Source organism: Serratia sp. ME47, assembly GCF_903970925.1.
Lineage (GTDB): Bacteria > Pseudomonadota > Gammaproteobacteria > Enterobacterales > Enterobacteriaceae > Serratia > Serratia ureilytica.
The window spans coordinates 109,088-120,193 of record NZ_CAJCKE010000016.1 but is presented as its reverse complement, the minus strand read 5'-3'; the positions used below and the strand labels follow the sequence as shown (position 1 = coordinate 120,193).

Below are 11,106 nucleotides of genomic sequence, written 5' to 3'. Positions count from 1 at the left end.
GGGCTGCGTATATTACGCTTTTCACCCGGAGAGTCAAGCGTTTATTTCGCTTTCTTCTCGCTGACCCGGCGGCTTGTCAGTCGTTGTTCCCGGTCAGTGGAGGCGCATTATAGGGAGTTCTCGGCGGGCCGCAACCCCTATTTTCAATATTTTTTCCGACCGTTGAATGTTTAACCAAAACACCGTTAAAGCGGCAGTTTTTTCAACGATTTAAAGCCATAGCCCTGCAAAACGGGCAATAAAGCGTCAGTATCTTCATTTAACGTCATGCAATACGCCAGATTCTCTTCCTGGCTCGAGACCAGATTTTCCTGCGTAGAGATGAGCCAGGCGGTGCGACGGGCAATCGCCGCGCCGGAATCCACCAATCGGGTGCCTTCCGGCAACACCTGCATCAGCTCTTCAGCTAAAAGAGGGAAATGGGTGCAGCCCAGAACGACCGTATCCGGCGGCTCGCGCATGCTCAGCCACGGATGCAGGATCTTCTTCAGCACCGGTAGCGGCACGGCTTCGCCATGCAGCTTGGCTTCCGCCAGCTCCACCAGTTCTGAAGAGCCCAGCAGTTCAATCTTGCAGTCGGTGGCGAAACGGGAAATCAACTCATGGGTGTAGCTGCGCTGTACGGTGCCGCGGGTCGCCAACAGGCCGACAATGCCGTTGACGGTAAGACGGGCCGCCGGTTTGATGGCGGGCACCACGCCCACGACAGGGAAACTGAAACGCTCGCGCAGGGCCGGCAAGGAAACGGTGCTGGCGGTGTTGCAGGCAATGACGACAATCGCCAGAGGATGACGCTGCTGCACCGCGCCGACAATCTCCAGCACGCGCTCAACGATAAACTCTTCGGACTTCTCGCCGTAGGGGAACGCCACGTTGTCGAACGCGTATATATAGTGGAGATCCGGCAGCAACTGCCGAATCTCCTGATACACCGACAGCCCGCCGACGCCGGAATCGAAAACCAGCACCGTCGGGCGAGGTGTGGCGGTGCTGTTAGAAGGTATAGCTTCCAGTGAGGTAGTATTCTCTTCCTGGAGTAGCGTAGCCATAGGCCGTCTCATAATCTTTATCAAACAGGTTGGCAATTCTACCACGAACTGTCAGATGAGATGTGACCGGATACGAAACTGCGAGATCCCACAGACTCACGCCGCCAAGTTTAACGCTTTGTTCCGGATAGGTACTGTAATCCTTGTCATAACGTTGACCCAGATATTGATAAGTCACCGCCCAGTCAAAGTCATACAGCTGCCAGTCCAGCTCATATTTCACCTGCTGCTTGGCGCGCCGCAGCAGCACTTCATTGGTCTTGGCGTTGCGAGGGTCGACATAGTCATAACCAATCTGATGCGTCAACGGGCCGGTATCAAACGAGGCCGTAGCTTCAATCCCTTTGATGGTCGCCTTACCCACGTTGTAATAGACGTAGTTGGTTTCCCCCGTGGAATCGATCAAATTGTCGATGTCGTTGCGATAACCGGAGATGCGCCAGGTCACCGGGCCGGTCAGCCCTTCAAAGCCACCTTCCCACTGCTTGCTTTCTTCCGGTTTCAGATCGGTGTTGTTACCGAAGTTGCCGTATAGCTGGCCCATATTCGGTGCTTTGAACGCCGTGCCATACGATGCGATAAAACGGTATCCCTCGACGAATTCCCAGGCCGCGCTGGTTTGCCAGGTGCCATGCCAGCCAAACTCGGAATGATCGTCACCTCGAACCGCACCTTCCAACGTTACCGGGCCAACCAGTTGCTGCGCAGTCAGATAGATGCCTGCATCACGTTGGCTTTTTTCACCCTTCACGGTGGTGGAATCCGGTTTGATTTTCTGTTGCTGCCAGTCGACGCCAGAGCTTACGGTACCCTGTCCAACCTGCAGCGTATTGCCCCACTGCAGGTTGTACTGTTCGGAATCCACCAGGCTGGCCGAGCTGTCATGCATGCCGAGGCGAGGATCGTAATCGTAATCCTTGCTATGGCTGTAGCTGCCAATTACTTGTGTTGCGTAAATGCCTTCTTTATAGCGCAATCCGGTATCCCAGGTTTGGCTATACAGTTTGCGCGTATCCAGCAGAGGGCTGGTCGGTGAGGAATAATAACTATCATACGCCGTGCGGTTGTCGTAACCATACCCGCGCACAAAACCGCTGACCGATTCGCTGAACTGGTGCTCAAGCGCACCATACAGCGACTTACTCATAAAGCCATCGCGATCCTGTTGGCTTTGCATGCCGGTGCTGCCGTAGGCCACCACGTCATACCCTTTGGTGTAGGTGTAGTCACCCGCCACCGTCGCCACGGTGCTGTCGCCCAACTGCTGTTGAGTCGACGCGTCATAGGATTGATAGCCGTTGGAGCCGACGCCGGCTGAGAGCGTAGTACCGTTCTTTTCGCGGGTGGTAATAATGTTGACCACGCCGCCGATGGCATCGGAGCCGTACACCGCCGAGCGCGGGCCGCGGATGTATTCGACTTTCTGCACCAACGAAATCGGGATTTGGCTAAGGTCAGAAGAGCCGCTGACGCCCGCCTGATTAAGGCGAATGCCGTCAATTAGCACCAGCACGTGGCTGGAGTTGGTGCCGCGAATAAACAGCGAGCTCTTTTGCCCCAACCCGCCGTTTTGGCCAACGTCCACGCCCGGCAAACGGCGCATCACGTCGGTCAGGCTCTTGGCCTGCCAACGATCGATATCGTTACGGGTGACGATGGTGGTCGGCGCCAGCACGGAAGAAACCGGCTGCGGGAAACGGTTGGCGGTAACCACCAGGTTATCGCCATTCGTGGCTGTGGTGTTGTCTTGCGCCCATCCAGAAAAAGCCGTGACGGAAGAGACCACCGCCAGCAGCGTATTTTTTGTAATTGTCATGAGAAAAGCATCCAAACTTAATTGGCGGATGCCGCAGGATCATGGCCGGTAGTTCGCGACGGCCACGGACATTGCGACGTAACACCGGCAGGTCTTCGGGCTTGGGATTTGCGGGCCGCAGGGCGCGACCGGCAACGGGCGATGACTTCCCATCCTGCAGTGGACAGTGTCTGCGTCGAAACGCTATCGCCGTGACTTCCCCTTACCGCTGCGCGTCAGCTCCGGATTCACACCGGATTCCCTTTTCACTCGCTGCTTGAGGCCGGACGGCAATGCTACGATCAATGAAAATAGATGTCTAGACTGCCATTAATGTTACAAATAATAAACGCGACAAAACTGGACTTCACGGGCTGATTCCCTACAATCCCCGCTGATCAAATTTGCCTGACGAGAAGAAACACATGACGCCCGAGAATTTGCCTATTGAACGTTACGATGACCAACTGGCGGAGAAAGTCGCCCGCCTGAAGACGTTGATGTCACCGTTCGCGGCGCCCGAGCCGGAAGTGTTCCGCTCGCCAGTCGACCACTACCGCATGCGCGCCGAATTCCGCATCTGGCATGACGCAGACGACATGTATCACATCATGTTCGATCAGCAGACCAAGCAGCGTATTCGCGTCGATCAGTTCCCGGCGGCCAGCGAGCTGATCAACCGCCTGATGACCGCCCTGATCGCCGCGCTGAAACCGGAGCCGATCCTGCGCCACAAGCTGTTCCAGATAGATTATCTGTCGACGCGAAGCGGCAAAATCATCGCTTCGCTGCTGTATCACCGCAAGCTGGATGACGTTTGGCAACAGCGCGCCGAGCAGTTGCGCGACGAGCTGCGCGCGCAGGGTTTCGACCTGCAGCTGATCGGCCGAGCGTCGAAGACCAAGATCATGCTCGACCAGGATTATGTTGACGAACTGCTACCGGTCGCCGGCCGCGACATGATTTATCGCCAGGTGGAAAACAGTTTCACTCAGCCCAACGCGGCCATGAACGTGCAGATGCTGGAGTGGGCGTTGGCGGTCACCGCCGGTTCCAAAGGCGATTTGCTGGAGCTGTACTGTGGCAATGGCAACTTCTCGCTGGCGCTGGCGCGCAATTTCGAGCGCGTGCTGGCGACCGAGATCGCCAAACCGTCGGTGGCGGCGGCGCAGTACAACATCGCCGCCAACCATATCGACAATGTGCAGATCATCCGCATGGCGGCGGAAGACTTCACTCAGGCGATGAACGGAGTACGCGAATTCAACCGGTTAAAAGGCATCGATCTGAGCGGCTACAACTGCGAGACGATTTTCGTCGATCCGCCGCGCAGCGGGCTGGACGATGAAACGGTGAAGATGGTGCAGGCTTACCCGCGCATTCTGTATATTTCATGCAATCCGGAAACGTTGTGCGCCAACCTGGAAACGCTGCAGGCCACCCACCGGGTCAGCCGTCTGGCGCTGTTCGATCAGTTCCCTTATACCCATCACATGGAATGCGGCGTGTTGCTGGAAAAGCACCGCTGATATGACAGGGGCGCCGTGATGGCGCCCCGTTTCATTACGATTCTTGAGTCGGCGCATCCGGCGCCTTGCGCGCCTTCAGTTTCATGCCGATCCACAGCACCAGCGCCACGCAGATCACCGACGGCAGGAAGTTGGAGCCGATCTGCGGATACTCGGCGCGCACGATGGCGCTGTACAGCAACAGCCCCAGCAGGAAACAGGCCGCCGCCAGCTTCGGCATGCCGTCCGGCATGGCGCGGTTCAGGTAACGCTGATGCAGGCAGTACACCGCCAGCACCAACGCGATCAGCGGGAAGATCGAAAACGGCACCACCGAGCTGAACAGCGCGGCAAAGGAACCGTTGATCGAAAGGCCGGCAATCAACGCCAGCAGTAAGGTGCCATTTTCACGGCCTGGTTTTTCCATCATTTTTTACCTTTTTTATACGTGGGACACAGAAGCTTTTTCTTGTTCGCGACGATACCAGTAATACGCCCCTTTGGAGATCATCCGCAGTTGCAGCACCAGCCGTTCTTCCAGCTGCTGCCGCTGCTCGACGTCGATATCCAGCGCTTCCGCGCCGGCGCTGAACACGATGGTGACCATCGCTTCCGCCTGCGCTTCGGTAAAGCTGCGCGGCATGTGATTTTCCAACTCGAGGTAATCCGCCAGTTCGGCGATGAAATGCTGGATCTCGCGCGCCACCGCCGCACGGAATGCCGCCGACGTGCCGGAGCGCTCGCGCAGCAGCAGGCGGAAGGCGTTCGGGTTGTTGCCGATAAACTCCATAAAGGTGGACACCGAGGTGCGGATCACGCTGCCGCCCTTGGCGATGCGTTGGCGCGCCTGGCGCATCAACTGACGCAGCATCAGGCCGCTTTCATCCACCATGGTCAGCCCCAACTCGTCCACATCGCGGAAATGGCGATAAAACGACGTGGGCGCGATGCCCGCCTCGCGTGAAACTTCCCGCAGGCTCAGACTGGCGAAGCTGCGTTCGGCGCTCAGCTGGCTGAAAGCGGCTTCGATCAGGGAACGACGAGTCCGTTCTTTTTGTTGTGCTCTGACGCCCATATGCATATCCGGATAGGTTCCATTTTCTCAGTCTAACGCCCTAGACTCGGCAATATAGCAAATTTTATTGCAACAGCATTTATACTAACGCGCTCTATCACACTTCCGCCCTGAGCCGATTGTGCTTTGACTCAAAAAGCCTAATGGTGATTGGGTGAGCAGCGCTATGATGTTAAGATACCGTTGTAATCTTGTATAAAAAAACAGGTCTCTCCTACATGCAACAGCACTATCAATTTGATGCCATTGTGATTGGCTCGGGCCCTGGTGGTGAAGGTGCCGCCATGGGGCTGGTGAAACAAGGCGCCCGCGTGGCCGTTATCGAACGGTACAATAACGTAGGCGGCGGATGTACCCATTGGGGCACCATCCCCTCCAAAGCCCTCCGCCACGCCGTCAGCCGCATTATCGAATTCAACCAGAACCCGCTTTACAACAACTCGCGCACGCTCAGCGCGACCTTCCCTGACATTTTACGCCACGCCGATAACGTCATCAGCCAGCAGACCCGAATGCGCCAAGGGTTCTATGAGCGGAACCAGTGCAAACTGTTCGCCGGCGACGCGCGCTTCATCGACGCCAACACCGTCAGCGTCAGCTACATGGACGGCACCCAGGACACCATCCGCGCCGATCACATCGTGATCGCCTGCGGCTCGCGTCCTTACCATCCGGCCAGCGTCGACTTCAACCATCCGCGCATCTACGACAGCGATTCCATTCTCGAGCTGAGCCATGAGCCGCGCCACGTGATCATTTACGGCGCCGGGGTGATCGGCTGCGAGTATGCGTCCATCTTCCGCGGCCTAAACGTCAAGGTCGATCTGATCAACACCCGCGATCGTCTGCTGGCGTTCCTCGATCAGGAGATGTCGGATTCGCTCTCTTACCACTTCTGGAACAACGGCGTGGTGATCCGCCACAACGAAGAATTCGAGAAGATCGAAGGCACCGAAGACGGCGTGATCGTGCACCTGAAGTCCGGCAAGAAGGTGAAAGCGGACTGCCTGCTGTACGCCAACGGCCGTACCGGCAACACCGATTCGCTGGGGTTGGAGAACGTCGGCCTGGAGTCGGACAGCCGCGGGCTGCTGAAAGTAAACAGCATGTATCAAACCGCGCTGTCGCACATTTATGCGGTCGGTGACGTGATCGGCTATCCGAGCCTGGCTTCCGCCGCCTACGATCAGGGCCGCATCGCCGCGCAAGCGATCGCCTCCGGCGAAGCCAGCGGTCACTTAATCGAAGATATCCCGACCGGCATCTACACCATTCCGGAAATCAGCTCCGTCGGCAAAACCGAGCAGGAACTGACCGCGATGAAGGTGCCGTATGAAGTGGGCCGCGCCCAGTTCAAGCATCTGGCGCGCGCGCAGATAGCCGGGATGAACGTCGGCAGCCTGAAGATCCTGTTCCATCGCGACACCCTGCAGATCCTTGGGATCCACTGCTTCGGCGAGCGTGCGGCGGAGATCATCCACATCGGCCAGGCGATCATGGAACAGAAAGGTGAAGGCAATACTATCGAGTATTTCGTTAATACGACCTTCAACTATCCGACCATGGCCGAAGCCTACCGGGTGGCGGCGCTAAACGGCTTAAACCGCCTGTTTTAACGCGCTGTCGATGTAGCCCTGCATGTGTTCGCGGATCGCCTCGGCCAGTTGCTCATAACGGCTGCGCAAAGGGGAGCCGGGGCGGTACACCAGCGCGATGGTGCGCTTCGGCTCCGGCTTGTAGCAATCCAGATAGCAGACGCCGTCGCGTTCGCGCTGCGGCGGTACCGCCAGTGACGGCAGCAGGGTAATGCCGCTGCCGGCCGCGACCATATTGCGCAGCGTTTCCAGACTGGTGGCGCGGAAGTGGGTATCTTCGTCCGCGCCCGCCTGGAAGCAGAAGCCCATCGCCTGATCGCGCAGGCAGTGGCCATCCTCCAGCATCAGCAGTTTCTCACCCGCCAAATCCGGCATCGGCACGCGCTCGCGCTGCGCCCACGGGTGATCGGAGTACACCGCCAGCTTCATCGGTTCATCGAACAAAGGCACTTCGATAAACGCCTCGGTTTCCTTAACCAATGCCAGAATGGCGCAGTCCAGTTTGCCGCTGTCGAGTTGCGCCAGCAGCTGATGGGTTTGCGCTTCGTGCAGGTACATTTCCAGTTTCGGGAACGTTTTGTGCAGCGTCGGGATGATCTGCGGCAGCAGATAAGGCCCCACGGTCGGGATCAGGCCGATGTGCAACGGTCCGGACATGGCTTCGCCCTGCTGGCTGGCCATCTCCTTCAATACTTTCACTTCTCGCAGCACGGTACGCGCCTGCTCCACCAGCAACAGACCCGCCTGGGTGAACAGCACCTTGCGGCTGGTGCGTTCGAGCAGCATGACGCCCAACTCGTCTTCCAGCTTGCGGATCTGCCCGCTCAGCGTGGGTTGGCTTACATGGCATGAATCGGCCGCGCGGCGGAAGTGCCGGTGCTCGGCCAAGGCGACCAGATACTCTAAATCACGAATATTCATTGTTTCCCTCCATTCCATGATAGCTCATGGCGATAGATAAGATAGCAATGAGCGATTAGATCTATCAAGTCCCAGCGACAATAATGTGTCCCAACGAAGCGATATCGCGCTAAATGCTAAAAATTACTTTTCCTAATTAAGGGGTTAATCAATGTTTACCAGTCAAGAAGGCAAGAAAGTTCCTCAGGTTACTTTCCACACCCGTCAGGGCGACCAATGGATTGATGTGACCACTGATGACCTGTTCAAAAACAAAACCGTCATTGTTTTCTCGCTGCCGGGCGCGTTCACGCCGACCTGTTCTTCGAGCCACCTGCCGCGCTACAACGAACTGTCCAGCGTATTCAAGCAGCACGGCGTCGACAGCATTCTTTGCGTCTCCGTGAACGACACCTTCGTCATGAACGCCTGGAAAGCCGACCAACATGCGGAAAACATCACCTTCGTGCCGGACGGCAACGGTGAATTCACCAAAGGCATGAACATGCTGGTCGAGAAAGCGGATCTGGGCTTTGGCCCTCGCTCATGGCGCTACTCGATGCTGGTACGCAACGGCGTGGTCGAGAAAATGTTTGTTGAGCCGAACAAGCCGGGCGACCCGTTTGAAGTGTCCGACGCCGACACCATGCTGAAATACCTGGCGCCGGAATTCAAAGTGCAGGAATCGGTCTCCCTGTTCACCAAACCGGGCTGCCCATTCTGCGCCAAAGCCAAGCAGATGCTGCAAGAGCGCGGCATTCAGTATGAAGAGATCGTGCTGGGCAAAGACGCCACCACCGTCAGCCTGCGCGCCGTCAGCGGCCGCGCCACGGTGCCGCAGGTCTTCATCGGCGGCCGTCACATCGGCGGCAGCGACGATCTGGAAACATTCCTGTCAGCTTAATAAGTAATAACAAAGCCAACGTGAACTTTGGCGGGCTACGGCCCGCCCTTTTTTTACCTTTCAGGAGCGGATATGAAACTGTTGAACGTTGATGTCGCGGTCATCGGCGGCGGCACCGCAGGGCTCGGCGCCTATCGCGCGGCCAAACTGTCTACCCCCAGCGTGGTGATGATTGAAGGCGGGCCGTACGGCACCACCTGTGCGCGCGTTGGCTGCATGCCATCCAAATTACTGATCGCCGCCGCCGAAGCGGTGCATCAAATCGAACGTGCGCCGGGCTTTGGCGTGCACCCAACCGGCAAAACGCGTATCGACGGACGCGAGGTGATGGCGCGCGTCAAACGCGAACGCGATCGTTTCGTCGGCTTCGTGCTGGAAGGCGTGGACGAGATCCCGGCCGCCGACAAAATTCAGGGCTATGCCCGCTTTATCGACGACAACACGCTGCAGGTCGATGACCATACGCGCATCGTGGCGCAGCGCATCGTGATCGCCACCGGCTCTCGCCCCAGTTGGCCGGCGCCGTGGAATGAACTGGGCGATCGCCTGATCGTCAACGACGATCTGTTCAACTGGGATGACTTGCCGCAGTCCGTGGCGGTATTCGGCCCCGGCGTGATCGGGCTGGAGCTGGGGCAAGCGCTGCACCGCCTCGGCGTCGACACCAAGGTCTTCGGCATCGGCGGCGCCGTCGGGCCGCTGACCGACAGCGCCGTGCGCGATTACGCTGCGAAGGCGCTGGGGGAAGAATTCTACCTCGACGCCGACGTGAAAGTGGAGATGATGCAGCGCGAAGGCGACCGCGTATTTATCCGCTATCAGGATCTGCAGGGCCAGTCGCAGGAGATCCTGGTGGACTACGTGCTGGCCGCCACCGGCCGCCGCCCCAACGTCGATCGGCTGGGCCTCGAAAATACCGGCCTGCAGCTCGACGCTCGAGGCGTGCCGCTGGCCGACCGCCTGACGATGCAAACCAGCGTGCCGCATATCTTTATCGCCGGCGACGCCAGCAACCAGCTGCCGCTGTTGCATGAGGCCAGCGATCAGGCGCGCATCGCTGGCGCCAATGCCGGCAGCTTCCCGGAGATCAATCCGGGTCTGCGCCGCAGCGCGATTTCGGTGGTGTTCTCCGATCCGCAGATCGCCATGGTCGGCTCGACCTTCCGCGAGCTGAGCGAGAAGTTCAGCGCCTGCGGCTGTTTTGAAGTGGGCAAGGTCTCGTTTGAGAATCAGGGTCGCTCGCGGGTGATGCTGCGCAACAAGGGCGTTCTGCACGTTTACGGCGAGCAAGGCACCGGCCGTTTCCTCGGCGCGGAAATGATCGGCCCGGACGCCGAACACATTGCGCACCTGTTAGCCTGGGCGCACCAACAGCAGATGACCGTCGATCAAATGCTGGACATGCCGTTCTATCATCCGGTGATCGAAGAAGGCTTGCGCACTGCGCTGCGCGACCTGCAGGCGAAGCTCAAACTCGGCACGGCCGAAATCGAGCGCTGTCAGCGCTGTCCGGGCGAATAACGCCTCCTTCTCCGTTCACACCTACCGGGCCTTCAGGCCCGGTTTTTTTGCGCAGCGCTTTCCAGATTTTCCTCCCTCCTCTTGCCTCACGGCCCTCCTGCGCTCATTTTTTATGCTTTGATATTGAAGTGATATCAATAATAATACTAAAATGGAGGCAACATGAACGAGATCAGGGATGACATCGCTGATTTGCAACAGCGGCAGAACAGCATCAAATTCGCCGAGTTAGCGAAAATCTGCGTGCGATGGTTTGGGCCGCCGCGCATAAACGGTAGCAGCCATCACGTTTATCGCATGCCCTGGCCAGGCGATCCGCGCATCAATATCCAACGCGGCAACAACGGCGCGGCCAAGGCATATCAGGTTAAGCAGGTCATCGCCGCACTGGCCAGAATGGAGGAAGAACATGGAAAAGCATGAACACTATACCTATCGCATCACCTGGTCAGCGCAAGACCGTGAATATGTCGGGCTGTGCGCCGAATTCCCCTCGTTGTCCTGGCTGGCCGCCACGCGTACCGGCGCATTGGAGGGTATCGAGAAAGTGGTGAGCGAAACGATCGCCGACATGCTGGCGCAAGGCGAAACGCCGCCGCAGGCGTTGGCGGAGAAAAATTTCAGCGGCAAACTGGTGCTACGCATGACGCCGGAACAGCATCGCCGGCTGGCGATCGGCGCGATGGAAGAAGGCGTGAGCCTGAACCGTTATCTCTGCGCACGCCTGGCGGGGTAAAGGTTCAAGGGCGGCGCCAGGCC

General features: G+C 58.1%; 11 protein-coding genes and 1 riboswitch. Of the genes, 6 read left to right on the top strand and 5 right to left on the bottom strand.

The window, feature by feature from the left end:
- Positions 1-185: 185 nt before the first annotated feature.
- Together murI and btuB are read right to left on the bottom strand one after the other, a co-directional pair.
- Positions 186-1,049 (bottom strand): glutamate racemase, encoded by an 864-nt coding sequence (gene murI, locus H7A77_RS16620; protein WP_182074424.1) that lies wholly within the window; start codon positions 1,047-1,049, stop codon positions 186-188.
- Entirely contained in the window at positions 994-2,865 is a 1,872-nt protein-coding gene (gene btuB, locus H7A77_RS16615) for a TonB-dependent vitamin B12 receptor BtuB (RefSeq protein ID WP_182074423.1), read from the bottom strand. Before btuB ends, murI begins: the two co-directional genes overlap by 56 nt.
- 68 nt (positions 2,866-2,933) lie before the next feature.
- Positions 2,934-3,147: riboswitch (cobalamin riboswitch) on the bottom strand.
- Positions 3,148-3,269: 122 nt separating this feature from the next.
- Here btuB and trmA point away from each other — a divergent pair.
- Positions 3,270-4,373, top strand: a complete 1,104-nt coding sequence (trmA, locus tag H7A77_RS16610; RefSeq protein ID WP_033652201.1) for a tRNA (uridine(54)-C5)-methyltransferase TrmA — start codon at positions 3,270-3,272, stop codon at positions 4,371-4,373.
- A 34-nt stretch (positions 4,374-4,407) separates the two neighbouring features.
- On the opposite strand, the gene H7A77_RS16605 is transcribed toward trmA, so the two are convergent.
- Positions 4,408-4,779: a YijD family membrane protein gene (locus tag H7A77_RS16605; RefSeq protein ID WP_025304650.1), complete on the bottom strand. Its 372-nt coding sequence runs from the start codon at positions 4,777-4,779 to the stop codon at positions 4,408-4,410.
- A 15-nt stretch (positions 4,780-4,794) separates the two neighbouring features.
- Complete coding sequence (gene fabR / locus H7A77_RS16600) at positions 4,795-5,427, bottom strand: HTH-type transcriptional repressor FabR (RefSeq protein WP_004931044.1); 633 nt, start codon at positions 5,425-5,427, stop codon at positions 4,795-4,797.
- A gap of 218 nt (positions 5,428-5,645) precedes the next feature.
- Between fabR and sthA the strand changes: the two genes are divergently transcribed.
- Positions 5,646-7,043 (top strand): Si-specific NAD(P)(+) transhydrogenase, encoded by a 1,398-nt coding sequence (gene sthA / locus H7A77_RS16595; RefSeq protein ID WP_004931047.1) that lies wholly within the window; start codon positions 5,646-5,648, stop codon positions 7,041-7,043.
- Here the strand turns inward: sthA and oxyR are convergent.
- Positions 7,026-7,943 (bottom strand): DNA-binding transcriptional regulator OxyR, encoded by a 918-nt coding sequence (oxyR, locus tag H7A77_RS16590; RefSeq protein ID WP_033652202.1) that lies wholly within the window; start codon positions 7,941-7,943, stop codon positions 7,026-7,028. The genes sthA and oxyR overlap by 18 nt on opposite strands.
- Positions 7,944-8,094: 151 nt before the next feature.
- Between oxyR and H7A77_RS16585 the strand changes: the two genes are divergently transcribed.
- The 4 genes from H7A77_RS16585 to H7A77_RS16570 all read left to right on the top strand — a co-directional run bounded on the left by H7A77_RS16585 (position 8,095) and on the right by H7A77_RS16570 (position 11,083).
- The gene (locus H7A77_RS16585; protein ID WP_015379403.1) at positions 8,095-8,826 is read left to right on the top strand and encodes a glutathione peroxidase; all 732 of its coding nucleotides are present in this window, start codon (positions 8,095-8,097) and stop codon (positions 8,824-8,826) included.
- A 72-nt stretch (positions 8,827-8,898) separates the two neighbouring features.
- Positions 8,899-10,347: a dihydrolipoyl dehydrogenase gene (locus tag H7A77_RS16580; protein ID WP_033645220.1), complete on the top strand. Its 1,449-nt coding sequence runs from the start codon at positions 8,899-8,901 to the stop codon at positions 10,345-10,347.
- A 162-nt stretch (positions 10,348-10,509) separates the two neighbouring features.
- Positions 10,510-10,770: a toxin HicA gene (locus H7A77_RS16575; RefSeq protein ID WP_033652203.1), complete on the top strand. Its 261-nt coding sequence runs from the start codon at positions 10,510-10,512 to the stop codon at positions 10,768-10,770.
- Complete coding sequence (locus tag H7A77_RS16570; protein ID WP_033652204.1) at positions 10,757-11,083, top strand: type II toxin-antitoxin system HicB family antitoxin; 327 nt, start codon at positions 10,757-10,759, stop codon at positions 11,081-11,083. Before H7A77_RS16575 ends, H7A77_RS16570 begins: the two co-directional genes overlap by 14 nt.
- Positions 11,084-11,106 lie beyond the last annotated feature (23 nt).

Excerpts from the sequence above, each read along its gene's own strand:
- murI (WP_182074424.1), bottom strand. The coding sequence starts at position 1,049 with ATGGCTACGCTACTCCAGGAAGAGAATACTACCTCACTGGAAGCTATA.
- btuB (WP_182074423.1), bottom strand. The coding sequence starts at position 2,865 with ATGACAATTACAAAAAATACGCTGCTGGCGGTGGTCTCTTCCGTCACG.
- trmA (WP_033652201.1), top strand. The coding sequence starts at position 3,270 with ATGACGCCCGAGAATTTGCCTATTGAACGTTACGATGACCAACTGGCG.
- H7A77_RS16605 (WP_025304650.1), bottom strand. The coding sequence starts at position 4,779 with ATGGAAAAACCAGGCCGTGAAAATGGCACCTTACTGCTGGCGTTGATT.
- fabR (WP_004931044.1), bottom strand. The coding sequence starts at position 5,427 with ATGGGCGTCAGAGCACAACAAAAAGAACGGACTCGTCGTTCCCTGATC.
- sthA (WP_004931047.1), top strand. The coding sequence starts at position 5,646 with ATGCAACAGCACTATCAATTTGATGCCATTGTGATTGGCTCGGGCCCT.
- oxyR (WP_033652202.1), bottom strand. The coding sequence starts at position 7,943 with ATGAATATTCGTGATTTAGAGTATCTGGTCGCCTTGGCCGAGCACCGG.
- H7A77_RS16585 (WP_015379403.1), top strand. The coding sequence starts at position 8,095 with ATGTTTACCAGTCAAGAAGGCAAGAAAGTTCCTCAGGTTACTTTCCAC.
- H7A77_RS16580 (WP_033645220.1), top strand. The coding sequence starts at position 8,899 with ATGAAACTGTTGAACGTTGATGTCGCGGTCATCGGCGGCGGCACCGCA.
- H7A77_RS16575 (WP_033652203.1), top strand. The coding sequence starts at position 10,510 with ATGAACGAGATCAGGGATGACATCGCTGATTTGCAACAGCGGCAGAAC.
- H7A77_RS16570 (WP_033652204.1), top strand. The coding sequence starts at position 10,757 with ATGGAAAAGCATGAACACTATACCTATCGCATCACCTGGTCAGCGCAA.